The sequence below is a fragment of the Erwinia mallotivora genome (assembly GCF_000590885.1).
GTDB lineage: Bacteria > Pseudomonadota > Gammaproteobacteria > Enterobacterales > Enterobacteriaceae > Erwinia > Erwinia mallotivora.
In genome coordinates this window covers 16,529-38,494 of the sequence record NZ_JFHN01000029.1, presented here as the reverse complement: position 1 = coordinate 38,494, position 21,966 = coordinate 16,529, and the positions used below count along the sequence as shown (strand labels likewise).

The 21,966-nt window shown below is 52.6% G+C and carries 24 protein-coding genes; 16 read left to right on the top strand and 8 right to left on the bottom strand.

Annotated features, from left to right (window positions below; translation table 11 throughout):
- The first annotated feature begins 134 nt into the window (after window positions 1–134).
- Genes rfaD through BG55_RS05360 form a run of 4 tightly spaced genes read left to right on the top strand, consistent with a single transcriptional unit; the run spans window position 135 to window position 4,033 of the window.
- Window positions 135–1,067, top strand: coding sequence for an ADP-glyceromanno-heptose 6-epimerase (gene rfaD / locus BG55_RS05375; protein ID WP_034935179.1), 933 nt, complete (start codon window positions 135–137; stop codon window positions 1,065–1,067).
- Between the two features lie 16 nt (window positions 1,068–1,083).
- On the top strand, window positions 1,084–2,145 hold the full coding sequence (gene rfaF, locus BG55_RS05370; RefSeq protein WP_034935177.1) for an ADP-heptose--LPS heptosyltransferase RfaF: 1,062 nt from the start codon (window positions 1,084–1,086) through the stop codon (window positions 2,143–2,145).
- Window positions 2,133–3,101: a lipopolysaccharide heptosyltransferase RfaC gene (gene rfaC, locus BG55_RS05365; protein ID WP_034935175.1), complete on the top strand. Its 969-nt coding sequence runs from the start codon at window positions 2,133–2,135 to the stop codon at window positions 3,099–3,101. Before rfaF ends, rfaC begins: the two co-directional genes overlap by 13 nt.
- A 14-nt stretch (window positions 3,102–3,115) precedes the next feature.
- Window positions 3,116–4,033, top strand: a complete 918-nt coding sequence (locus BG55_RS05360) for a glycosyltransferase family 2 protein (RefSeq protein ID WP_034935172.1) — start codon at window positions 3,116–3,118, stop codon at window positions 4,031–4,033.
- Between the two features lie 88 nt (window positions 4,034–4,121).
- Here the strand turns inward: BG55_RS05360 and BG55_RS05355 are convergent, their stop codons facing one another.
- Window positions 4,122–5,105 carry a polysaccharide deacetylase family protein gene (locus tag BG55_RS05355; protein WP_034935169.1) on the bottom strand — a complete coding sequence of 328 codons (984 nt, stop codon included), beginning with the start codon at window positions 5,103–5,105 and terminating at the stop codon, window positions 4,122–4,124.
- A 322-nt stretch (window positions 5,106–5,427) separates the two neighbouring features.
- Between BG55_RS05355 and BG55_RS05350 the strand changes: the two genes are divergently transcribed.
- The 8 genes from BG55_RS05350 (at window position 5,428) to coaD (ending at window position 13,788) form a co-directional block, all read left to right on the top strand.
- The gene (locus tag BG55_RS05350; protein ID WP_052018703.1) at window positions 5,428–6,555 is read left to right on the top strand and encodes a glycosyltransferase; all 1,128 of its coding nucleotides are present in this window, start codon (window positions 5,428–5,430) and stop codon (window positions 6,553–6,555) included.
- A gap of 205 nt (window positions 6,556–6,760) precedes the next feature.
- Complete coding sequence (locus BG55_RS05340) at window positions 6,761–7,864, top strand: glycosyltransferase family 9 protein (RefSeq protein ID WP_034935163.1); 1,104 nt, start codon at window positions 6,761–6,763, stop codon at window positions 7,862–7,864.
- A gap of 2 nt (window positions 7,865–7,866) precedes the next feature.
- Window positions 7,867–8,868, top strand: a complete 1,002-nt coding sequence (locus BG55_RS05335; protein WP_034935160.1) for a glycosyltransferase — start codon at window positions 7,867–7,869, stop codon at window positions 8,866–8,868.
- A 76-nt stretch (window positions 8,869–8,944) separates the two neighbouring features.
- Window positions 8,945–10,030, top strand: a complete 1,086-nt coding sequence (gene rfaQ, locus BG55_RS05330) for a putative lipopolysaccharide heptosyltransferase III (RefSeq protein ID WP_034935157.1) — start codon at window positions 8,945–8,947, stop codon at window positions 10,028–10,030.
- A complete protein-coding gene (locus tag BG55_RS05325) occupies window positions 10,023–11,162 on the top strand; it encodes a glycosyltransferase family 4 protein (protein ID WP_034935155.1) in 1,140 nt (379 codons plus the stop codon). Before rfaQ ends, BG55_RS05325 begins: the two co-directional genes overlap by 8 nt.
- Window positions 11,163–11,254: 92 nt before the next feature.
- Complete coding sequence (gene waaA / locus BG55_RS05320; protein WP_034935153.1) at window positions 11,255–12,529, top strand: lipid IV(A) 3-deoxy-D-manno-octulosonic acid transferase; 1,275 nt, start codon at window positions 11,255–11,257, stop codon at window positions 12,527–12,529.
- Window positions 12,530–13,315, top strand: coding sequence for a glycosyltransferase family 2 protein (locus BG55_RS05315; RefSeq protein ID WP_034935149.1), 786 nt, complete (start codon window positions 12,530–12,532; stop codon window positions 13,313–13,315).
- Complete coding sequence (coaD, locus tag BG55_RS05310; protein ID WP_034935147.1) at window positions 13,312–13,788, top strand: pantetheine-phosphate adenylyltransferase; 477 nt, start codon at window positions 13,312–13,314, stop codon at window positions 13,786–13,788. The genes BG55_RS05315 and coaD overlap by 4 nt, the downstream gene beginning before the upstream one ends.
- A gap of 18 nt (window positions 13,789–13,806) precedes the next feature.
- Here coaD and mutM read toward each other — a convergent pair whose 3' ends face one another.
- The 4 genes from mutM to radC form a co-directional block, all read right to left on the bottom strand.
- A complete protein-coding gene (mutM, locus tag BG55_RS05305) occupies window positions 13,807–14,616 on the bottom strand; it encodes a bifunctional DNA-formamidopyrimidine glycosylase/DNA-(apurinic or apyrimidinic site) lyase (protein WP_034935145.1) in 810 nt (269 codons plus the stop codon).
- Window positions 14,617–14,691: 75 nt separating this feature from the next.
- Window positions 14,692–14,859 carry a 50S ribosomal protein L33 gene (gene rpmG, locus BG55_RS05300; RefSeq protein ID WP_013094893.1) on the bottom strand — a complete coding sequence of 56 codons (168 nt, stop codon included), beginning with the start codon at window positions 14,857–14,859 and terminating at the stop codon, window positions 14,692–14,694.
- Between the two features lie 16 nt (window positions 14,860–14,875).
- Window positions 14,876–15,112 (bottom strand): 50S ribosomal protein L28, encoded by a 237-nt coding sequence (rpmB, locus tag BG55_RS05295; RefSeq protein WP_004154798.1) that lies wholly within the window; start codon window positions 15,110–15,112, stop codon window positions 14,876–14,878.
- 258 nt (window positions 15,113–15,370) lie between these two features.
- Window positions 15,371–16,042 carry a RadC family protein gene (gene radC / locus BG55_RS05290; RefSeq protein ID WP_034935141.1) on the bottom strand — a complete coding sequence of 224 codons (672 nt, stop codon included), beginning with the start codon at window positions 16,040–16,042 and terminating at the stop codon, window positions 15,371–15,373.
- Between the two features lie 196 nt (window positions 16,043–16,238).
- Here radC and coaBC point away from each other — a divergent pair, with 196 nt between their 5' ends.
- The 3 genes from coaBC to slmA all read left to right on the top strand — a co-directional run bounded on the left by coaBC (window position 16,239) and on the right by slmA (window position 18,603).
- A complete protein-coding gene (gene coaBC / locus BG55_RS05285) occupies window positions 16,239–17,453 on the top strand; it encodes a bifunctional phosphopantothenoylcysteine decarboxylase/phosphopantothenate--cysteine ligase CoaBC (RefSeq protein WP_034935139.1) in 1,215 nt (404 codons plus the stop codon).
- Window positions 17,431–17,889: a dUTP diphosphatase gene (dut, locus tag BG55_RS05280; protein ID WP_034935137.1), complete on the top strand. Its 459-nt coding sequence runs from the start codon at window positions 17,431–17,433 to the stop codon at window positions 17,887–17,889. The genes coaBC and dut overlap by 23 nt, the downstream gene beginning before the upstream one ends.
- Before the next feature lie 117 nt (window positions 17,890–18,006).
- Entirely contained in the window at window positions 18,007–18,603 is a 597-nt protein-coding gene (gene slmA / locus BG55_RS05275) for a nucleoid occlusion factor SlmA (RefSeq protein WP_034935135.1), read from the top strand.
- 44 nt (window positions 18,604–18,647) lie between these two features.
- Here slmA and pyrE read toward each other — a convergent pair whose 3' ends face one another.
- Together pyrE and rph are read right to left on the bottom strand one after the other, a co-directional pair.
- On the bottom strand, window positions 18,648–19,289 hold the full coding sequence (gene pyrE / locus BG55_RS05270; protein ID WP_034935133.1) for an orotate phosphoribosyltransferase: 642 nt from the start codon (window positions 19,287–19,289) through the stop codon (window positions 18,648–18,650).
- A 53-nt stretch (window positions 19,290–19,342) separates the two neighbouring features.
- Window positions 19,343–20,059: a ribonuclease PH gene (rph, locus tag BG55_RS05265; RefSeq protein ID WP_034935130.1), complete on the bottom strand. Its 717-nt coding sequence runs from the start codon at window positions 20,057–20,059 to the stop codon at window positions 19,343–19,345.
- Window positions 20,060–20,259: 200 nt separating this feature from the next.
- On the opposite strand from rph, the gene BG55_RS05260 reads away from it, so the two are divergent.
- Window positions 20,260–21,444: a NupC/NupG family nucleoside CNT transporter gene (locus BG55_RS05260; protein ID WP_034935128.1), complete on the top strand. Its 1,185-nt coding sequence runs from the start codon at window positions 20,260–20,262 to the stop codon at window positions 21,442–21,444.
- Between the two features lie 33 nt (window positions 21,445–21,477).
- Here BG55_RS05260 and BG55_RS05255 read toward each other — a convergent pair whose 3' ends face one another.
- Complete coding sequence (locus BG55_RS05255; protein ID WP_034935324.1) at window positions 21,478–21,906, bottom strand: DUF3574 domain-containing protein; 429 nt, start codon at window positions 21,904–21,906, stop codon at window positions 21,478–21,480.
- Window positions 21,907–21,966 lie beyond the last annotated feature (60 nt).

The window sequence follows — 21,966 nt, the reverse complement described above, 5'->3', positions numbered from 1 at the left end:
AAAAGGCCGGAATGGCGCATCGCATTCGCTTACGGAGTCATCTGGCTGCCTGAGCCCTGCTGAAATGTTATGATGAAAAGTATCAGCGTGTGGAACGTCCCGTTTCACCCCACTTTTTCTTAAGGCTTAAGCTTATGATTATCGTCACTGGCGGCGCAGGATTTATTGGCAGCAATATCATCAAGGCGCTGAATGACCAGGGCCACACCGATATTCTGGTGGTCGACAACCTGAAAGATGGCACCAAATTTGCCAATCTGGTGGATTTGAACATCGCAGACTATATGGATAAGGAAGATTTCCTTATTGCCATTCTCGCAAATGAAGATTTTGATGACGTTGAGGCGGTGTTTCACGAAGGTGCCTGCTCCTCCACCACCGAGTGGGATGGCAAGTACATGATGGATAATAACTATCAGTACTCCAAAGAGCTGCTGCATTACTGTCTTGAAAGAGAGATCCCCTTCCTGTATGCCTCTTCAGCCGCCACCTACGGTGGTCGTAACGACAACTTCATTGAAGAACGTCAGTTTGAACAGCCGCTAAACGTCTACGGTTATTCCAAAATGCTGTTCGATCACTATGTCCGTCAAATTCTGCCTGAAGCGCAATCGCAGGTGTGCGGTTTTCGCTACTTCAACGTATATGGTCCACGCGAAGGCCACAAAGGCAGCATGGCCAGCGTCGCCTTCCACCTGAACACCCAGTTGAATAACGGTGAAAATCCTAAGCTGTTTGCAGGCAGCGACAACTTCAAACGTGACTTTATCTACGTCGGCGATGTGGCTGCTGTCAACCTGTGGTTCTGGCAGAACAATGTCTCCGGTATCTTCAATTGTGGTACAGGCCGTGCTGAGTCTTTCCAGGAAGTGGCTGATGCCGCGTTGAATTTCCATCAGAAAGGTGAAATTGAATACATCCCATTCCCGGAGAAACTTAAAGGCCGCTATCAGGCTTTCACCCTGGCGGATCAGACCAGGCTGCGCGCAGCGGGATATGATAAACCTTTCAAAACCGTGGCCGAAGGCGTGGCTGAATATATGGCCTGGCTGAACCGCAGCGTGTAACAGGGCAATGCCTGTCATGAAAATTCTGGTAATCGGCCCGTCATGGGTCGGCGATATGATGATGTCGCAAAGCCTTTACCGCACGCTTAAAGTCAAACATCCTGAGGCGGTAATCGACGTGATGGCACCGGCATGGTGCCGTCCATTACTTTCCCGCATGCCGGAAGTCACTACGGCACTGGCGATGCCACTTGGTCATGGCGCGCTGCAACTGGGCGAACGTCGGCGGCTGGGACAAGCCTTACGCAGTGAAGGCTACGATCACGCTTACATTCTGCCCGGCTCGTTTAAGTCTGCGCTGGTGCCCTTTTTTGCCAATATCAAAACCCGCACGGGCTGGCGCGGAGAGATGCGCTACGGCCTGCTGAACGATATGCGGGTGCTGGATAAAGCGGCGTTTCCACTCATGGTTGAGCGCTATGTGGCACTGGCTTATGACCGACAGCAGATCGCCTCTGCAAAAGACCTTCCTCAGCCGCTGCTCTGGCCGTCGCTGGTCGTTTCAGCAGAAGAGAAACAGCATACGGCGGCACAGTTCCATCTGGCAGCAGAAAGGCCCGTCATTGGCTTCTGTCCGGGAGCAGAATTTGGTCCAGCCAAACGCTGGCCACATTATCATTATGCCGCGCTGGCCGGGATGTTGATCGACGCGGGTTATCAGATAGCCCTGTTCGGTTCCGAAAAAGACCAGCAGACGGGCAGGCAAATCCTGCAAAGTCTGCCGGATGAGGCCCGTCAGCACTGCCGCAATCTGGCGGGCGAGACCAGGCTGGAGCAGGCGGTAATTTTGCTGGCTAACTGCAAGGCCGTAGTCAGTAATGATTCCGGGCTGATGCACATTGCTGCCGCCCTCGATCGCCCACTGATTGCATTGTATGGCCCGAGCAGTCCGGACTTTACCCCTCCGCTTTCAGACAAAGCGCGCGTGATCCGTTTGATCACCGGTTATCACAAAGTACGGAAAGGCGAAGGTGAAGCAGGCTACCATCAGAGTCTGATCGATATTCAACCAGAACGGGTAATGACAGAGCTGATGACACTGCTGGACGAACATCTGGAGAACCCATGCAGGTCCTGATCGTTAAAACCTCATCAATGGGGGATGTGCTGCACACCCTGCCCGCCCTGACAGATGCCATGCAGGCGTTACCCGATATTCGTTTTGACTGGGTGGTGGAAGAGGGATTTGCACAAATTCCCGGCTGGCATCCTGCGGTAGACCGGGTGATCCCGGTTGCCATCCGGCGCTGGCGCAAGCACTGGTTTGGCAGTGAAGTTCGCGAGCAGCGTTTTCTGTTTAAACGCGAGCTCCAGTCACGTCATTACGACCTGGTTATTGATGCACAGGGATTAATCAAAAGCGCCGCACTGGTTACCCGTATTGCCAAAGGCATTAAGCACGGTCAGGACAGCCGCAGCGCGCGTGAGCCTTTCGCCAGCTGGTGGTATGACAAACGGCATGAAATCAATAAACAGCAGCATGCCGTGCAACGCACACGCGAACTGTTCGCCAAAAGCCTGGGTTACCCGCTGCCTGATACGCAGGGTGATTATGCTATCGCCGCACATTTTCTGACCGAACCGCCTGCCGATGCCGGAAACTATCTGGTATTCCTGCATGCCACCACGCGCGAGGCGAAGCACTGGCCTGAAGAAAACTGGCGTCAACTGACAGCATTAGTGGAAACCTGCGGACTGAAGATCAAACTGCCGTGGGGAACCGAAAAGGAACACCAGCGGGCGCTGAGACTGGCAGAAGGTTTTGAGTATGTGGAAGTGTTGCCCAGGCTGACGCTGGAAAAGGTGGCCCGCACGCTGGCCGGAGCGAAAGCGGTGGTGTCAGTCGATACCGGACTGAGTCATCTGACTGCCGCTCTGGATCGTCCTAATATTACGCTTTATGGACCTACCGACCCGGGACTGATTGGTGGTTATGGTAAAAATCAGTTCGTACTGCGCCCAAATAAGGGCAATAATATGGCTGATATTTCAGCGGAGACTGTGGCCGAACATCTCCTCCCTCTGATCGCGTGAAAGATTAAAAAAAGATGACAGCACCCTGCCTGAGCATCCTGATCGCCGCACACAACTGTGGCGATTATCTTGCCGAGACCTTAGACAGTATCGTTGCATCACTGGGCGAGTCACTGCCACGGGCGGAGATTGTGATTGTTAATGACGCTTCCACGGACAATACTCAGGCGATCATTGATGACTACGCACAACGGCTGCCGCTTTTGCGCAGTTTCCATACTGACTACCGCAACGTAGGTAAAGTTCGTAATCATGCCGTTAAGCTGGCCTGTGGTGATTACATTCTGATGGTTGACGGGGATGACAAACTGCTGCCCTGCGCCTTGCACGACAGGTTGCATACGCTGAGGATGCACACTCCCGACATCCTGCTGAGTAAAATTATCGAAGTTCGCCACGAGCTCCCGAGGTTACAGTGGCAACCCGGTGAACACACCGAACTGACCAGAAACGATGCAATCGAACGTTTTCTGGTACATCGTGACTTCCAGGCGCATTTCATCGGTCAGTTCTTTTCCAGAACGCTGCTACAACAACATGCTTTTCCGGACTTCATCTGTTATGAAGACACCTGGCTGTTTCCGCTGTTACTGACTCACAGTAAGAAAACACTGTTCAGCACCAGCGGCTTCTATCTGTATCGTAAGCACCAGCACAGCCTGTCGACGGCTATAGATGAGCGCAAAATCAGCTGTCTGATTGCAGCAACGCAAAATATGGACAAGGTTCTGCCTGCCCGATTTGAACACCTGATAACCTGCCACTGGCTGGATATTGCCAATCGTTATCATCCCGCCCTGCGTGGAACCTCACAGGGCAATACGGTGAAAGAGCGTATTGCCAGAATCAGTCTTGGGCGCTTTCTGCTGAACAGCAAAATCAGGATGAGTTATAAAAGAAAGATGCTGGCCGTGCGCAAACGGGGTATGTGAAGAGGACGCAGTTTGCAACCTGACGATTACCGGCATCTTCAGGCAGCATTCTCACCCACCGTAATAAACAGCCCGCAGATTAAAAGCGTCAGCTGATTGATTTCGCCGGAGCGCTGGCTGATTTATCAGCAGCATACTCCGCCAGCGTCATCCCACGAGTCCGGCTGTGTAACCATGAGAAGAGTCGGTCAAGATCATCATAAAGCCGCTCGATATCCGCTTCGGTTTTAAACGTCGGACTTCCGTCAGGCATAAATTCAGAAGAATGCAGCATAAATTCGACGTAATCTGCTCCGGATGAGAGGGATTTTTCCGCCACGTTAATCATTTGCTCAACGTTCCCGCCCACCGGGCGTAGCCAGTGCACCGAAGGACTGCGTTTTTTACCGCGCAGGCTGTCATATCCCTGTTTAAGCATGTTCATCAGCGCGGAATGCCGGTACTGGATACTCATCGGCACTTCCAGCAGAGCAGACTCTCCTGAACGAGAAATGTCATGAGGATCAATATAATAGGCGCTGCGTGGAAAACGACTGTAATCGGTCCCCCCCTTACCCTGCGGCGCGCCCGGAGAGTATTGCCAGTTCACTCCCGGTGTCACCGAACAATCCACCCGGTAGCCAAATTCAACTAATAACTGCGCGTAATATTCGTTGAAGGCCCAACGACCTGCACGATGACTGAGCATTTTTGTCGCAAAGGTTTTTTCCAGCAACCCGGTCATAAACGCCACTTTTTTGCGCATCTCTTCACGAGGGTACTCAATCAGATAGGGTTGAAACTGCCAGTCATTTTCTGTCAGCGGATAGTCAGGAGGACTGTTCCAGGCATGCAGATGCATCCCAATCTCCCCGGCGTTGCGGGCGAGCACATCGCGAGCAAACTCGATGTATACCGGGTCTGTGGCCATTTCATAGTTGGTCAGCCAGGTTGGTTTAAAGGCATATTTTTCACAAATCTGCTGGAAGCGGGCAAGAAATGCCGCGTTTCTGGTCGTAACATTGCCCGATCGGTTACGCCAAAGATTGTCGCCTTCGGTATCAATAGTGATTAAAAATGCTGGTTTGCTCATGCTGGTTGCGGCTCCACGATGACCCTGGCGGTATGTTACGCAGCCCCCTGAAGAGACGCAAAGAGATTTGTCTCCTCACTCTGCGGTGGACCGATTCGGATAGCACTATCTTTATTAATTTTTTAAGATAACCTCAACAGACAACGCAGGTGGGTAAGCAGATTCCTGAGATCGGCACGACATCATTAACCCGCTCAGGATAAAGGGATGGTCTGCATTAAATATGGCAACAATAAGTTGTATTGAGTGCGGAAGGGAAAACACACCTTCCCGCGAAAAAGTGCCTCTGTCTAAGGGTGAAAAATTGTCCAAGCGTATTTTGATGATCATTGATGGCTTGCCCGGCGGAGGTGCTGAGAAGGTGGTGCTCACGCTGGCCCGGGGACTGATGGAACGCGGCCACCGCGTTTCACTGTTTTCACTGCGAACCGTGTGTGATTACCCTATCCCTGATGGCCTGCATTATCTGGTTATTAAAGATCGCTGCCAGAAACCCTGGCGAAAACTGACGGAACTGAGTCGCCGTGCGCAGCTGCTGAATCAGGCGATTGTTGCGGCGGAAGAAGAAGGTGGAAGCTTTGATCTGGTCGTTTCTCACCTGCACAAAACCGACCGCATTGTCAGACGCTGCACCGCGCTGTCCCCGTCGAAAACCTGGTTCTGCCTGCACGGCGTTTTTTCTGCCTCTTATCTGGCACAACGCAGCGGATTTTCGTTATGGCTGAAAAAAGCCAAGACCAGAAAAGTCTATCAAAACCGTAATGTGCTGGGCGTTTCACAATATGTTATTGACGATCTTAAGCAGGCTTTCCACATTCAGCCTGCCCGGGAAGTGGTTATTTTTAACCCTTTTGATTTTGAGGCGGTGCTGGCGCAATCTTTTAAACCCTGCAAAATGGCCGGGCAGGATTACCTGATTCATGTAGGACGTTTCCATGAAACCAAACGCCACGATCGCCTGCTGCGAGCCTATGCCAGAAGTGGTCTGACTGCACCACTGGTACTGATTGGTCAGGGCAGTGATGAAATCACCACAAAACTGAAAGCGCTGACCTGTGAGCTGGCTATCAGCGACAGGGTTGTTTTCAAGGGTTTTACCAGCAATCCCTATCCCTGGATACGCCATGCCCGAATGCTGGTGGTCAGCTCCGACAGTGAAGGCTTTGGCAATGTGCTGGTTGAGGCGTTGATTTGCCATACGCCGGTTGTCAGCACCCGCTGTCCGGGTGGGCCAACCAGCATTCTGACGGGCGATCTTGCCCGTGGACTGGCAGAGATGAATGACGATTCGCTGGCAGCCACCATGAAAGATATCTGGGACAATCCGCCCGATGTTACCAGGCTGAATCTCCAACCTTACAGCGTTGAGAAAATATGCCAACAATACATTGATTTAATTGATAAAAATAAGAACCCTTCTGACATGTATCATCAGAAAACGTCATTATGATTGCCGCGCTTTTCGTTTATCACACAGCTTCATTACGGATGAAGATCACACTTTTCTTTCATCATGATTTAAGGTTTTACCCCATGATAGTGATGGTGAACAGGAACAGATATCAGAACTCAGTGATAAATATGTGCAAAATCTTAACACCTGCCGGTTCCATTGCTGACTGGACAGGGTTCATTTCGCTCAGGGAGAACGGGGCGTGAATTATGTGTTTTTATTCCTGCTTCTGCTGCCTCTGAAGCTGCTAAAGAAGCTGGGCCACAGAAAGCCATCCCGCAATCTGGTGATCCAGACGGCGAAAATCGGGGATTTCATCAATATCACCCCGCTGCTGAAACATCTCAGACAGAGCGATGCCCTGCTGAGCCGAACGGTTGCGCCGCTGGCGAAGTATGACGCCACCCTTGAGGAGGTGTTCTACGTTGAAGACTATAAGAGCAGCACGCTTAACAAGCTGAAGCTGGCCTTCATGCTGATCAATCGCTACGACAATATTTACCTGCTACATCCTGACGGCCTGAATCTGTTCTGTGCCGCGATTTGTAATGCTTCAAATAAACAGTTTCTCTCAACCTACCGTAGAAAATGGTACCACGCTCTTTTCTACGCGACGGCTGACGGTATTGTTGAACACAGCAAAACCTCGCTGACGGTGGAAAGCTATCTCCGGCTGGCAGACCGCACGCTGAGCCGGGTAAGCTATCCCAAGCATGCCACCCTGCCGCTCTATCAGCCGCAAAATCCACCGGAAGAGTTATTACGTCCGGATATGATCAGGATTGGCATCAGCATTTCCGCTGGCAATCAGGCCAAAACCATCCCGGCTGCCACATGGAAAAAACTGTTTGAGCGGCTGAGTCCACTGCCATGCCTGTTCTATGTATTTGGCACACCCTCAGAAAATCCGTGGCTGCAACAGCTGTACAACGTGCTGGATGAGAGCCATAACATTGTCAACATGATTGGCAAACTCACGCTTGAAGAGTTGCCCTGGGCAATTGGCAATATGGACTTTTATGTCGCCTCAGACTCCGGAAATGTCTACATCGCTGACTCACAAAACGTGCCGATTGTGCTGATCTATGGCCCATGCAGTGTTGAAGAGCAGCGACCTTTAGGTGAAGTATTGTTGATAGGGCCAGATCATATCGCCCCGTCATCATTTGTCTTTCAGGCCCCTTACAAATTTGTCTATCCGGCTGAAAAGCTTTTTGCGCTTGATGCGCGCAAGCTGGATGATATTTACGACTTTATCTGCACACGCAGTCCGCAACACCTGACAGAAAAGAAGATATTACCCTGAGTATGAAGCCGCATTCTGAACCCTCCGCGCCGCAGTTGAGCGTGATTGTCCCGATGTACAACGCTGGTAAGAGTTTCCAGGCTTTTATTGAGTCCGTACTGGCGCAAACGCTGGATTCTGTCGAAATTATCATCGTTAATGATGGTTCTACTGATGAATCAGCAGAAATGGCCCATCGCTATGCCGCACAGTATCCGCATATCCAGGTTATCGATCAGCAGAATGGTGGGGTTTCCCGGGCGCGCAATACGGGCATGGCCGTTGCCAGCGGGCAATATGTCACCTTTCCCGATGCCGATGACACTTTATCACCAGAGATGTACAGCACTCTGATGACTATGGCACTCACTGACGATCTGGATGTGGCGCAATGCAATGCGGAGCGGGTATTCTGGGGGAGTGGCCGTGCCAAACCGCTGATCCCAACCGATCGCCTGCAATCAACCACCGTGCTGAGTGGTGCCGAGTGGCTCGGCAAAGCATTATCGACCAATCGCTATCTGCATGTGGTTTGGCTGGGTATCTACCGTCGTGCGTTAATCGAAAAGCTTCAGCTGTGCTTTGAGCCCGGACTGCATCACCAGGATATTCCGTGGACCACCGAACTGATGCTCAATGCACAAAGAGTGCGCTACAACGAAAAAGTCATGTATCGTTACTACGTCCATGACCAGTCGATCAGCAACCAGAAACGCACCGGCATGCGTAACGCCGAATATCAGCGGCATTATCTTAAAATCGCCAGAATGCTGGACGAAATCAATCAGCGTTATCGTCAGAAGGTTACTATTCCTGCGGCAGTCTACCGGCAGGTAACCAAAGAAGCGTTGATCGTCTGCCACTCGTTACGTCGTGAACCCGACGAGCAGGCGCGTCAGACGATGATTGCCGATCTGTTTGCCAGTAAAACACCGGGACTGATGTTGCGAAATGCACGGGGAATTCGCCAGTGGTATCAGTTGCTGCTCTGGTTATGGCGCGTCTGGCGCTGGCGTAAAAAATAATGCGGGCAGCAGTCAGCTTTCCCCGCAACAGCGTTTCCCTTACAATTGGTCCACTTCACTTTGAGACCCAATGAGTATGCCCACGGCTCTTCCCATTCCCACCACTTTTGCGCCAAGCAATATTCTGCTGATAAAACTGCGTCATCATGGTGACATGCTGCTGACCACCCCGGTGATCAATGCACTCCGTCAGCACTATCCGGACGCAAATATTGATGTGCTGCTGTATAAAGAAACCCGCCCTATGTTGCAATCACATCCGGCGATCCGCCATCTGCACATTATCGATCGTAACTGGAAGAAAGAGGGAAGCTGGCAGCATATCCGTCATGAAATGGCGCTGGTGAAGGCCGTGCGCCATGCGCATTACGACCTGGTGATAAATCTGGCTGACCAGTGGCGCAGCGCAATTATTACCGGACTTTCCGGGGCAAAAATCAGGATTGGTTTCGATTTTCGTAAGCGACAGAATGCACTGTGGCAACGCGCACATACTCATCTCATTTCCACCCAGGGCCACAATGCGCTGCATACCGTGGAACAAAATCTGACCGCTCTCACGCCACTGGGGATCCCGCAGACCGGTTTTCCGGCGTCGATGCATTACAGTGACGACGACTGGCAGCAAACGCTGGCGATACTGGCAAAACAGCAGACTTCCCCCGATCGCTGTATCGTGATCCAGCCCACTTCGCGCTGGGTATTCAAATGCTGGGAAGATGACAAAGTCGCCGGGCTTATTGATGCGCTGGCGGCGTCGGGCTATGACATTGTGTTAACCGCTGCGCCTGACAAAAAGGAGCAGGCGATGGTCGAAAATATCCTCTCACTGTGTCATCACCGGCACGTCATTTCTCTGGCAGGCCAGCTCACTCTGCCGCAGCTGGCTGCGCTAATCGATCACGCCCGCCTGTTTATCGGTGTCGATTCTGCGCCTATGCATATGGCGGCCGCACTGAATACGCCTTGTATTGCCTTGTTTGGTCCAACCAAGCTGACCCAATGGCGCCCCTGGGGCGAAAACAACCAGGTTATCTGGGCCGGTGACTTTGCCGCGCTGCCGTCGCCAGACAGCATTGATACCAACACAGAAACCCGTTATCTCTCAGCTATCCCGCTTGAGGACGTGGTCACAGCGGCAAGGAAATATCTGGATGAATAAAGTTCGCCTGGCAATAGTCCGACAGAAATACCGGCCCGACGGCGGTGCAGAGCGGTTTATCGCCCGTGCGCTGGAGGCGCTGGACGATGACAGCCTGCAACTGAACATCATCACCCGTAGCTGGCAGGATGAACCAAAACCCGGCTGGCATCTGCATATCTGTAATCCCAGAAAATGGGGGCGAATCTCGCGTGAACGCGGTTTTGCGGTGGCGGCTCGCGCCTGCTGGCAGCGGGAAAAATTCGATATTGTGCAAAGCCACGAACGCATTGCCGGTTGTGATATTTTTCGCGCTGGCGATGGTGTGCATCGGGTCTGGCTGGAGCAACGGGCAAGGGTGATCTCGCCAGCCCAGCGTTTACTGACTCGCCTGAGCCCCTACCATCGCTATGTGATGAACGCCGAAGAAACCATGTTTCGCTCACCTTCCCTGAAAAAAATCATCTGCAACTCGTTGATGGTTAAGCATGACATCATGCGCTGCTTTCAGCTTCCGGAAGAGAAATTCGCCGTTATTTATAATGCTATTGATGCACACCGCTTTATGCCAGCCACGCCGGAGCAACGGCAACAATCACGCGAAAAGCTGGGCCTCCCTGCTGAAAGTAAGGTTTTTATCTATGTAGGCTCCGGCTTTGAACGTAAAGGACTGAAAGCCAGTATCTGCGCACTCGCCGCTACCGATGCTCATCTGTTAGTGGTGGGACAGGACAAGCAGCAAGCGCGCTATGTGGCGCTGGCTCGCCGTCTGGGATGTCTGGACCGCGTACATTTTGCGGGTGTACAGCATAACGTTATCCCTTTCTATCACGCCGCCGATGGCCTGATGCTGCCCACACTGTATGACCCCTTCCCTAACGTTATTCTGGAAGCCATGGCATGTGGTCTGCCGGTCATCACCAGCTTTACCTGCGGTGGCGCGGAGTTCATTGTTGACGGCGAGCAGGGTTTTGTCTGCGACGCGTTGGATATTCCTTCGCTGACCGCCGCGGCCGTCTCCGTGCCAGTGAGGAGTGCAGACAGCCGTATGGGTGATGCTGCCCGGCGTCGTGTCCTGCCATACTCGCCACAACAACTGGCTGGCCAGCTTAATGCGTTGTATCAAGAAGTATGCGGCACGCCTGATAAGTAGTGTGAGCCGGAAAGACTATCTGCTAACATGCCGCATTGTTTCTTGTTTTCGGCCTGCTCTTGCGCAGAGCTCCGCGCATTTTAATAACTGTGATGACAACACTTTATACCGTCCTGCTGTATCTCATTCAGCCGCTGATTTGGCTCCGGCTCTGGCTACGAGGCCGCAAAGCTCCCGCCTATCGTAAACGCTGGGCGGAGCGCTATGGCTATTGCGCTGGTAAGGTTAAACCGGACGGCATCCTGCTGCACTCAGTTTCGGTGGGAGAAACGCTGGCAGCGGTGCCATTGGTGCGGGCATTACGTCATCGTTATCCTGCCATGCCGATCACCGTTACCACCATGACGCCAACCGGTTCAGAGCGTGCAGCATCAGCCTTCGGCAAAGATGTACATCACGTCTATCTTCCCTACGATCTGCCCGGTTCGATGCAGCGGTTTCTTGATAATGTCAGCCCACGGCTGGTGATTATTATGGAAACAGAGCTGTGGCCCAATATGATTGCCGAACTGCACGCGCGCAACATTCCGCTGGTCATTGCCAATGCCCGCCTGTCAGAACGTTCGGCCAGGGGCTATAAAAAACTCGGTAAGTTTATGCAACGTCTGCTGCGGCAGATAACCCTGATCGCGGCGCAGAATGCAGAGGATGGCGAGCGCTTTATCAGTCTGGGATTAAAACGCACTCAGCTGACCATTACCGGCAGTCTGAAGTTTGATATATCGGTCACCCCGGAGCTGGCCGCTCGCGCTGTCACGCTCCGCCGCCAGTGGGCGCCGCGCCGTCCGGTATGGATCGCCACCAGCACTCACGATGGTGAAGAGAGCGTTATTCTTGATGCACACCGCAGATTGTTACAGCGTTTTCCCACCCTGCTACTGATTCTGGTTCCGCGCCATCCGGAGCGATTCGCCACTGCCCGCGATATGGCGCAAAAAAACGGCTTCAGCTTTATTCTGCGCAGCAGTGGCGAGATCCCATCTGGCAGTACGCAGGTGGTGATTGGCGACACAATGGGAGAACTGATGTTGCTGTACGGCATTGCCGACCTGGCCTTTGTCGGTGGCAGCCTGGTGGAACGCGGTGGTCATAATCCGCTGGAGGCGGCAGCTCATGCCATTCCGGTGCTGATGGGACCGCATACTTTCAACTTTAAAGATATCTGCGCCAGGCTTTCACAGGCCGACGGGCTGATTACCGTCACCGATGCCAGCTCACTGGATAAAGAGATTGGCACGCTGCTGACAGATGAAGACTATCGCCTTTACTATGGCCGTCATGCCGTAGAAGTGCTTCATCAGAATCAGGGCGCGCTGCAACGCCTGCTACAGTTACTTGAACCCTATCTGCCACAGCGGAACCACTAAATGACGACACGCCACCCACTGTCCGTCGTGCTGATCGCCAGAGATGCAGCGGACCTGCTGCCGGAATGCCTGGCATCGGTCAGTTGGGCCGATGAAATTATCCTGCTGGATTCGGGCAGCAGTGACGGCACACCGCAGATAGCGGCTCGTCATGGTGCAAAGGTTTATCACTCAGCAGAATGGCAGGGCTATGGCAAACAGCGCCAGCTGGCACAGAGCTATGCCAGCCACCCCGTCATTTTGATGATCGATAGCGATGAGCGTGTCACACCACAACTGAGAAGTGCCATCGAAACGGTGCTGGAGCAGCCGCTCTCCAACACGGTTTACAGTCTGAGCCGTCGCAATCTGTTTCTTGGCCGCTTTATGCGCCACAGCGGATGGTATCCCGATCGGGTAGTCCGCCTTTATCCGGCGACTTTTCACTATAACGACCATCAGGTGCACGAATCGCTCGACGCCAGAGGCGCTACGGTAACGGCATTGCGCGGTGATTTGCTGCATCTGACCTGTCGCGATTTTTCAGCCTTTCAGTGGAAACAGTTTGCCTACGCGGAAGCATGGGCAAAACAGCGTTACCATCAGGGTAAAGGTTGCAGCATTGCCTCGGTGTTTGCCCATACTCTCGGTGCCTTTTTTAAGACGTTGATTTTGCGGGCCGGTTTTCTCGACGGTAAACAGGGTTGGTTGCTGGCCGTCGTCAATGCACAGTATACCTTTAACAAGTACACCGCACTCTGGGCGCTGCATAACGCCTCTCATTCTTCTGGCAAGGGGCATCTGTGAATACCAAAGCAATCTACCCCGGCACATTCGATCCTATGACTAACGGTCATCTGGACATCGTCACCCGCGCAGCGCTGATGTTCGACCATATCGTACTGGCGATTGCCGCCAGCCCCGGCAAAAAGCCGCTGTTCTCGCTGGATGAACGTATTGCGCTGGCCAGCGAAGTGGTCGCGCATTTACCCAATGTGGAAGTGGTCGGTTTCAGTAATCTGATGGCTGACTTCGCCCGTGAGCAACAGGCCAGTGTGCTGGTGCGGGGCCTGCGTGCGGTATCTGATTTCGAATACGAAATGCAGCTGGCACAGATGAATCGCCACCTTTATTCTGCGCTGGAAAGTGTGTTTCTGATGCCGTCGCAGGAGTATTCCTTTATCTCTTCATCACTGGTGAAAGAGGTCGCGCGACATCAGGGAGATGTCAGCGCCTTCTTACCTGCTACGATACATACCGCTCTGCTGGCGAAGCTCTGAGCCGATATCCGGCCAGGATTATTTCTGGCAGGTGGGGCAAAAAAAGGTACTGCGCTGAGCATGTTTAGCACTGAGCAAAGGCGTGGCGCATACTCTGCACGGCTCTCCGGCACGGCCATATACCTGCAATTCCTGCGCAAAATACCCCGGCTTGCCATCCGTCTGTAGAAAATCTCGTAACGTGGTGCCCCCCTGTTCAATGGAGCGCAACAGCACTGCCTTAATGGTGTTGACCAGTAACGCAGCCTCTTCATAACTCAGCGCCATCGCCTGACGATCGGGATGGATACCCGCAGCAAACAGTGACTCGCTGGCGTATATGTTGCCGACGCCTACCACCAGTTTGTTATCCATCAGCCAGGGTTTTACCGGCGTGCGTTTAGTTCGCGATTTAGCAAACAGATAATCAGCGTTAAACGCTTCACTTAAAGGTTCCGGTCCGAGGTGAGCGAGCACGTTACTGCTCTCCAGGTCACTGCTCCACAGCCAGGCACCAAAACGACGGGGATCGGTATAGCGCAGCACTTTCCCGTTGCTCATCACCAAATCGACATGGTCATGCCTGGCCGCGGGTTGTTCTTCTGTCAGCACACGCAGGCTGCCGGACATCCCCAGATGGATAATAATCCAGCCAGTGGGTAGCTCCAGCAATAAATACTTCGCCCGACGCTGTACGCTAAGCACAGGCTGGTCACTGAGGCGATGAATCTCATCAGATACCGGCCAGCGCAGGCGTCCGTTACGCACAATCGCATGCAGAATCGTGGCGCCGGTGAGATGTGGTTCGATGCCTCGCCGACTGGTTTCTACCTCAGGTAATTCCGGCATTATCGTGACTCACTGTTTTAGTTTTCACAAAAGAAAAAACCCCGCCGGAGCGAGGTTTTCATCAGCTTAAATCAATTACTTGATTTTGGCTTCTTTGTACATCACGTGCTGACGGACAACAGGATCGAATTTCTTCAGCTCCAGTTTTTCCGGCTTAGTACGTTTGTTCTTCGTGGTGGTATAGAAGTGACCTGTACCAGCAGAAGAAACCAGCTTGATTTTCTCGCGAATACCTTTAGCCATGTTTCAGTTCCTTACCTTAGTACTTCTCACCACGGGTACGCAGATCGGCCAGAACCGTCTCAATACCCTTCTTATCAATTACGCGCATGCCTTTGGCAGATACACGCAGTGTAACAAAACGCTTTTCGCTCTCAACCCAGAAACGGTGAGAATGCAGGTTAGGCAGAAAACGGCGTTTCGTCGCGTTCATTGCGTGGGAACGGTTGTTACCCGTCACCGGACGCTTGCCAGTTACTTGGCAGACTCGTGACATGTCTATTCTCCAAAAATCAAATCAGCTCGAGCTTTAAAAATAAGGTCCTGGCCGCCTCGTCAGGCTCATAGCCCATCCAGGCGAGTTCAATGTGAACCCGCTGAGCAGGCCAAATGCCAAACCCGAGATTCTCAAAGGTGGCGTAGTATACGCCCTGCGGCGCTGGTGCTCAAGTCCCGAACAGATAAAGATCCCAGACGATCGCGCAAAATTGCTCCATTCAGACCAGAAAAAGCGGACTGCGTTGCGTTGCCTGCATCAAATCCACCCTCTTTCTGCAAAAGAGACGTACTCACCATGACCGATAACCAGGTGATCCAACACCCTGATATTAAGCAGCTGACAGGCAGCAACAATCCGCCTGGTGATATCCCTGTCTGCCTGGCTGGGGCGGGAGATCCCCGAAGGATGGTTATGCGCCAGGATAAGTGCCGCTGCATTATGTTTCAGGGCTTCACGGACAATTTCACGTGGGTGAACCTCCACGCTGTTGATGGTTCCGGCAAACATCTCACTGTGATGCAACATCTGGTGCTGATTATCCAGAAAGACCACCAGAAAAATTTCACGCTCGCGATGGGCAAGCGTACTTCTTAAATAACTCAGCATATCCTGCGCGCTTTCTACGGAACGGTGCTCCAGCACTTCGTTACAGGTAAAAAAACGGCGCCCAAGCTCAGCAATGGCATTCAGCTGTGCATATTTTGCATCACCAATGCCCTTAATGTGGCCGAAGGCGGCTTTTCCGGCGGTCATCAGTTGATACAGTGACCCGAACTCTTCAATCAGTTGTCTCGCCAGGGACATAACGTGTACGCCATTTGCGCCTGTACGTAAAAAAATTGCCAGAAGCTCAGCATCCGTTAGCGCCTTTGCACCATTTTGCAGCAGCTTCTCACGTGGTGGAACAGTCAGCCATTGCTCTTTCATTTGTCGAATCTCCTTTTCTCTCTCACAGAAAACATGGCATTATATACAGTACTTTTCCATCTGTTTTGTTCAGCTTCCCGATCCGCCTCGCAAAGGCAGCATGGCGTGGAAATCTGAGGCAACTGGAATGTGATAAAATACGCAGATAATGACGGCAAAGTGCGCGTCAGCCAGACTCAACGGAGCAGATAGCAGCATGGCAGGATTAACCGGTAAACAGATTGTTCTGGGTGTAAGTGGTGGGATTGCTGCATACAAAACCCCGGAGCTGGTCAGACGCCTTCGGGATCAGGGGGCGGAAGTTCGGGTGGTAATGACCGAGGCGGCAAAAGCGTTTATCACTCCCCTTAGCTTGCAGGCTGTTTCTGGCTATCCCGTTTACGCTGACTTATTAGATCCCGCTGCGGAGGCCGCCATGGGCCACATCGAGCTGGGCAAATGGGCCGATCTGGTCGTGCTGGCCCCGGCCACTGCGGATCTGATAGCCCGCCAGGCCGCAGGCATGGCAAACGATCTGGTAACCACGATTTGTCTTGCCACACCGGCCCCGATCGCAGTGGTGCCGGCAATGAACCAGCAGATGTACCGGGCAGCCGCTACCCAGCACAATCTTCAGCGCCTTGCTGAACGCGGCGTGATGATATGGGGGCCGGATAGCGGTAGCCAGGCCTGTGGTGACATTGGCCCCGGACGGATGCTGGACCCGCTAACCATTGTGGACAATGCGCTAAACTGGGCGTCGCCGGTCAACGACCTGCAACATCTGAACATTATGATTACCGCCGGCCCCACCCGTGAGCCCCTTGACCCGGTAAGATTCATCACTAATCACAGCTCCGGCAAAATGGGCTTTGCCGTTGCCACAGCCGCTGCGAAGCGGGGCGCGAATGTCACGCTGGTGGCAGGTCCGGTCAGTTTACCCACTCCACCCTGGGTAAAGCGGATTGACGTATTAACCGCAGCAGAAATGCAGCAGGCTGTTATGGACAACGCGCATCGCCAGCATATTTTTATCGCCACAGCGGCCGTAGCAGACTATCGTTCAGCGGAAGTGGCATGCAAAAAAATCAAAAAACAGGGTGATGAAATTACCCTTAAAATGATTAAAAATCCCGATATCGTGGCCGGTGTGGCGGCAATGAAGGAAGGTCGGCCCTATGTGGTCGGATTTGCGGCAGAAACAGATAATGTGGAAGAATACGCCCAGCAAAAAAGAAGGCGCAAGAACCTGGATTTAATCTGTGCCAATGATGTTTCGCAGGCCGGGCAAGGTTTCAACAGTGATAACAATGCCCTGCATCTTTTTTGGCAGGATGGAGAAAAGAAATTACCGCTCAGCGATAAATCTCTCCTTGGCCAACAGTTACTAGACGAGATAGTCAGCCGTTATGATGAAAAAAATCGACGTTAAGATTTTAGACCCACGTGTGGGCAAGGTTTTTCCTTTGCCCACTTATGCCACTTCAGGCTCGGCGGGTCTGGACCTGCGTGCCTGTCTTGATGAGGCTGTTGTTCTGGGTGCGGGAGGCACGACGTTAATTCCCACCGGACTGGCCATTCACATTGCCGATCCTCAGTTAGCCGCAGTCATCCTTCCCCGCTCCGGTCTGGGTCACAAACATGGCGTGGTACTGGGCAATCTGGTCGGCCTTATCGATTCTGATTATCAGGGACAACTGATGGTATCAGTCTGGAACCGCAGCCAGAACGACTTCACAATTGAGCCCGGTGAACGTATTGCGCAGATGGTTTTTGTGCCGGTAGTCCAGGCAGAATTCAATCTGGTGAACGATTTTGACACCAGTGACCGTGGTGAAGGTGGCTTCGGACACTCAGGTCGCCAGTAGCACCCGGCCTTCGACCAGCGCTTAAACCCATTCTTGTTTTTGCCGTAAGCATGATGCTCACCGCGATTGCGTGGGCATTTGCCCGTTCAAAGTGATATTTCAGGGGTTGTTCAGGACATGGCAGAAGAAAAAAAAGCGAAAAGGAACCGTCGCGAGGAAATACTACAGGCACTGGCCCTGATGCTGGAATCCAGCGACGGCAGCCAACGCATCACTACCGCCAAGTTGGCCGCCAACGTCGGCGTTTCGGAAGCGGCGCTTTATCGCCATTTTCCCAGTAAAACCCGGATGTTTGACAGTCTGATCGAATTTATTGAAGACAGCCTGATTACGCGCATCAATCTGATTTTAAAAGATGAAAAAGAGACGCTACCGCGTCTGCGTCTGATTATCCAGCTGCTGCTGGGCTTTGGTGAGCGTAATCCGGGTTTGACGCGCATCCTGACCGGTCACGCGTTAATGTTTGAACAGGACCGTTTGCAGGGCAGGATCAATCAACTGTTCGAACGTATTGAACTTCAGCTTCGCCAGGTGCTGCGCGAGCAGAAAATGCGTGATGGTGAAGGCTTCAAAACCGATGAAACGCTGCTGGCAAGCCAGCTACTGGCATTTTGTGAAGGGATGTTGTCGCGTTTTGTTCGTTCGGATTTCCGCTATCGTCCGACGGTGGATTTTGAAACCCGCTGGTCATTACTGGCTTTGCAGCTGGTCTGACGCGGGTTTGCACCAGGGCTGGCCTTATGCCGGCCCTGTTCAGATCAGATACCAAATTCCTGCCGGTAAGCACGCACCGCAGCAAGGTGGTCGGCCAGTTCAGGCCTCTCTTCCAGCCAGGTTATCAGCTCACTCAGCGTAATTAGCGAAATCACCTTACAACCGTAGTCCCGCTCAACTTCCTGAATGGCGGAAACCTGGCCGCGACCGCGTTCCTGCCTGTCGAGGGAAATCAGCACCCCGGCAAGCCTGGCCTGATTGGCGGCGATAATTTCCATTGATTCGCGAATTGCCGTTCCGGCAGTGATGACGTCGTCCACCAGCATGACACGCCCCTGCAAGGGGCTGCCGACCAATAAACCGCCCTCACCATGATCCTTCGCTTCCTTACGATTAAAGCAGTAAGGCACATCGCGATCGTGATGATCGGCCAGCGCGACAGCCGTGGTAGTGGCAATCGGGATGCCTTTATAGGCAGGGCCAAACAGCAGGTCAAAATTAATAGCGGAGTCCACTAGCGCCTGTGCATAAAAACGCCCAAGTAGCGCCAGATCCCGGCCCGTATTAAACAGGCCTGCATTAAAGAAATAAGGGCTTTTGCGCCCTGATTTCAGCGTGAAATCGCCAAATTTCAGCACCTGCTTGTTGATGGCGAATTCAATAAACTGACGCTGCCAGGCTTTCATCTTATCTTCCTCTGTCGGTTATAAAAGAGGCGACTCTCAGGTCGCCTTAATAATCAGTTCTGTAACGCCGCTTTTTGCGCCTTGATTAGCGATTCAATACCACCGCGTGCCAGCGCCAGCAGGCTGAGTAACTCCTCATGACTGAACGGTTCTCCTTCGGCCGTGCCCTGCACCTCGATCATCCGACCATCTTCAGTCATCACTACGTTCATATCAGTTTCTGCGGCAGAGTCTTCAACATACTCCAGGTCACAGCGCGCTTCGCCATCAACGATACCGACAGAAATGGCGGCGACCATCCCTTTCATTGGATTAGCCTGCAACTTGCCGACGGAGACAAGGTGATTTAACGCATCCGCCAGCGCCACGCAGGCACCGGTGATTGACGCTGTCCGGGTACCACCATCCGCCTGAATGACATCGCAATCCAGGGTAATGGTGAACTCGCCCAGTGCCTTTAAGTCCAGCGCTGCTCGCAGTGAACGGGCGATAAGCCGTTGGATCTCCAGAGTGCGACCACCTTGTTTACCTTTTGCAGCCTCACGCGCATTGCGACTGTGGGTAGCGCGCGGCAACATACCGTATTCAGCTGTCACCCACCCCTGGCCCTGACCTTTCAGAAACCGGGGTACACCCTCTTCAATCGTGGCAGTACATAACACTTTGGTATCACCGAATTCAACCAGGACTGAACCTTCAGCATGTTTGGTGTAATGGCGGGTCAGGGTTACGGGACGCACCTGCTGTGCGCTACGGCCTGCTGGACGCATGGTTTCTCTCCGGCTGATAAAATCTGTATTGGCTGCGCATTATACGGATTTCACTGGCGGATGCCTATGACAGCCTGAGTACGGTAATCATTCTTCTGATTTCCGAATCTTTCCCGTAGTGCAATCAGATCAGGTGAAAAGCATCAGGATTTGTGGCTAAATGCTGCACTTTACCGCCCTCTTTCTGTGGAACAACTGCGATGCCTGACATTCTCCATTTCCTGTTGGCCCTTGTGGTCATCTTTTGCCTGGCATTGCTGTTCAGTAATGACAGAAAAAAAATTCGGCCCCGAATCATCATCCAGCTGGTGGTTATCGAAGCCGCACTGGCTTATTTCTTTCTGCATGCGGCGGGTGGCCTGCGCATAGTGACAGCTTTTGCGGGTTTCTTTGAAACACTGCTGAAATTTGCTGCTCAGGGTTCGGAATTCGTATTCGGAGGGATGAGCAGTCAGGGGATGGCTTTTATCTTCCTTGGCGTGCTTTGCCCCATCATCTTTATCTCCGCGCTGATTGGCATCCTGCAACATTTGCGCATCCTGCCACTCCTCATCCGCATCGTGGGCACCCTGTTGTCGAAGGTAAACGGAATGGGCAAGCTGGAATCGTTCAATGCTGTCAGCTCATTAATACTGGGCCAGTCTGAAAACTTTATCGCCTATAAAGGTATTCTGGCCGATATTTCAGCGCGCCGTCTCTATTCTATGGCGGCGGCGGCGATGTCGACCGTCTCCCTGTCCATCGTTGGCGCTTACATGTCGATGATTGAACCACGTTATGTCGTGGCGGCGCTGATCCTCAATATGTTCAGCACCTTTATTATCCTGTCGTTGATTAATCCGACCCAACCTGGCGATGAGCCAGAGATCAAACTGGAAAAGCTGCATGAAGAGCAGAGCTTTTTTGAAATGCTGGGTGAATACATCCTGGCAGGATTCAAAGTGGCGATGATTATCATGGCGATGCTGATAGGATTTATCGCGCTGATTGCGGCAATTAACGCCCTGTTTTCCAGTGTTTTCGGTATCAGCTTTCAGCAGATGCTTGGCTATGTTTTCTGGCCGTTCGCATGGCTGATTGGTATTCCAGCCCATGACGCGCTTCGCGCCGCCAGCATTATGGCAACCAAACTGGTGGCGAATGAGTTTGTGGCGATGATTGAGTTGAAAAAGATTGCAGCTGAACTTTCACCTCGTGGACTGGGGATCCTCTCGGTTTTCCTGGTGTCCTTCGCCAACTTTGCCTCCATTGGCATCGTGGCAGGTGCGATTAAAGGACTGAATGAAAGTCAGGGTAATGTGGTTTCCCGCTTTGGTCTGAAACTGGTTTACGGCTCCACGCTGGTCAGCCTGCTTTCCGCAGCCTTTGCTGGTCTGGTACTGTAATGATCACCCGGCGCATAGCGCGCCGGGCAATTTTTAAAATCCGACACAAGCGGGTTGATCAACCCGCATCACTGACTCCTGCTGGAAACGCTGCTTATAACGCGTTCTTAAGGCCTCAATATTCTGCTCATTTTGCGGCGAGGCGCTGTAGATAAGTAGCAGTGCTTTGCTCGGTTCATGCGACACTTTACCATCCTGTCCCAACCACTGCCCACGGGCATCAAAGACCGTCAGACCATCTTTAAAACGTGGCGTCACATCATTATCAATAAAGGACTGCCATTCCGCTGCGCTGATTTCCACGCCGTGCGGCCTGCTCAGGCCAAAGTAAAGTGTGCTTTGCTGCATCGCATCACCGACTTTACACACCGGAACCGGCTTAGGTTGATGAAGGGGTGCGGTACAGCCACTGAGCGTTATTGCCGTCAACGCGGCAATCAGGAGAGTGTTTTTCATTAGTATCCTTTTCTTCACAGGCTATGTTGCTGTCATCATATCGCCCGGCACTGAGCCAGTCGGCTT

Coding starts and splice junctions, on each gene's coding strand:
- BG55_RS05315 (WP_034935149.1), top strand. CDS start 12,530: ATGACGACACGCCACCCACTGTCCGTCGTGCTGATCGCCAGAGATGCA.
- waaA (WP_034935153.1), top strand. CDS start 11,255: ATGACAACACTTTATACCGTCCTGCTGTATCTCATTCAGCCGCTGATT.
- BG55_RS05335 (WP_034935160.1), top strand. CDS start 7,867: ATGAAGCCGCATTCTGAACCCTCCGCGCCGCAGTTGAGCGTGATTGTC.
- BG55_RS05260 (WP_034935128.1), top strand. CDS start 20,260: ATGCCTGACATTCTCCATTTCCTGTTGGCCCTTGTGGTCATCTTTTGC.
- radC (WP_034935141.1), bottom strand. CDS start 16,042: ATGAAAGAGCAATGGCTGACTGTTCCACCACGTGAGAAGCTGCTGCAA.
- coaBC (WP_034935139.1), top strand. CDS start 16,239: ATGGCAGGATTAACCGGTAAACAGATTGTTCTGGGTGTAAGTGGTGGG.
- rph (WP_034935130.1), bottom strand. CDS start 20,059: ATGCGTCCAGCAGGCCGTAGCGCACAGCAGGTGCGTCCCGTAACCCTG.
- mutM (WP_034935145.1), bottom strand. CDS start 14,616: ATGCCGGAATTACCTGAGGTAGAAACCAGTCGGCGAGGCATCGAACCA.
- BG55_RS05350 (WP_052018703.1), top strand. CDS start 5,428: ATGATCATTGATGGCTTGCCCGGCGGAGGTGCTGAGAAGGTGGTGCTC.
- rpmG (WP_013094893.1), bottom strand. CDS start 14,859: ATGGCTAAAGGTATTCGCGAGAAAATCAAGCTGGTTTCTTCTGCTGGT.
- BG55_RS05325 (WP_034935155.1), top strand. CDS start 10,023: ATGAATAAAGTTCGCCTGGCAATAGTCCGACAGAAATACCGGCCCGAC.
- rfaQ (WP_034935157.1), top strand. CDS start 8,945: ATGCCCACGGCTCTTCCCATTCCCACCACTTTTGCGCCAAGCAATATT.
- BG55_RS05360 (WP_034935172.1), top strand. CDS start 3,116: ATGACAGCACCCTGCCTGAGCATCCTGATCGCCGCACACAACTGTGGC.
- rfaF (WP_034935177.1), top strand. CDS start 1,084: ATGAAAATTCTGGTAATCGGCCCGTCATGGGTCGGCGATATGATGATG.
- rpmB (WP_004154798.1), bottom strand. CDS start 15,112: ATGTCACGAGTCTGCCAAGTAACTGGCAAGCGTCCGGTGACGGGTAAC.
- rfaC (WP_034935175.1), top strand. CDS start 2,133: ATGCAGGTCCTGATCGTTAAAACCTCATCAATGGGGGATGTGCTGCAC.
- rfaD (WP_034935179.1), top strand. CDS start 135: ATGATTATCGTCACTGGCGGCGCAGGATTTATTGGCAGCAATATCATC.
- pyrE (WP_034935133.1), bottom strand. CDS start 19,289: ATGAAAGCCTGGCAGCGTCAGTTTATTGAATTCGCCATCAACAAGCAG.
- BG55_RS05355 (WP_034935169.1), bottom strand. CDS start 5,105: ATGAGCAAACCAGCATTTTTAATCACTATTGATACCGAAGGCGACAAT.
- dut (WP_034935137.1), top strand. CDS start 17,431: ATGATGAAAAAAATCGACGTTAAGATTTTAGACCCACGTGTGGGCAAG.
- slmA (WP_034935135.1), top strand. CDS start 18,007: ATGGCAGAAGAAAAAAAAGCGAAAAGGAACCGTCGCGAGGAAATACTA.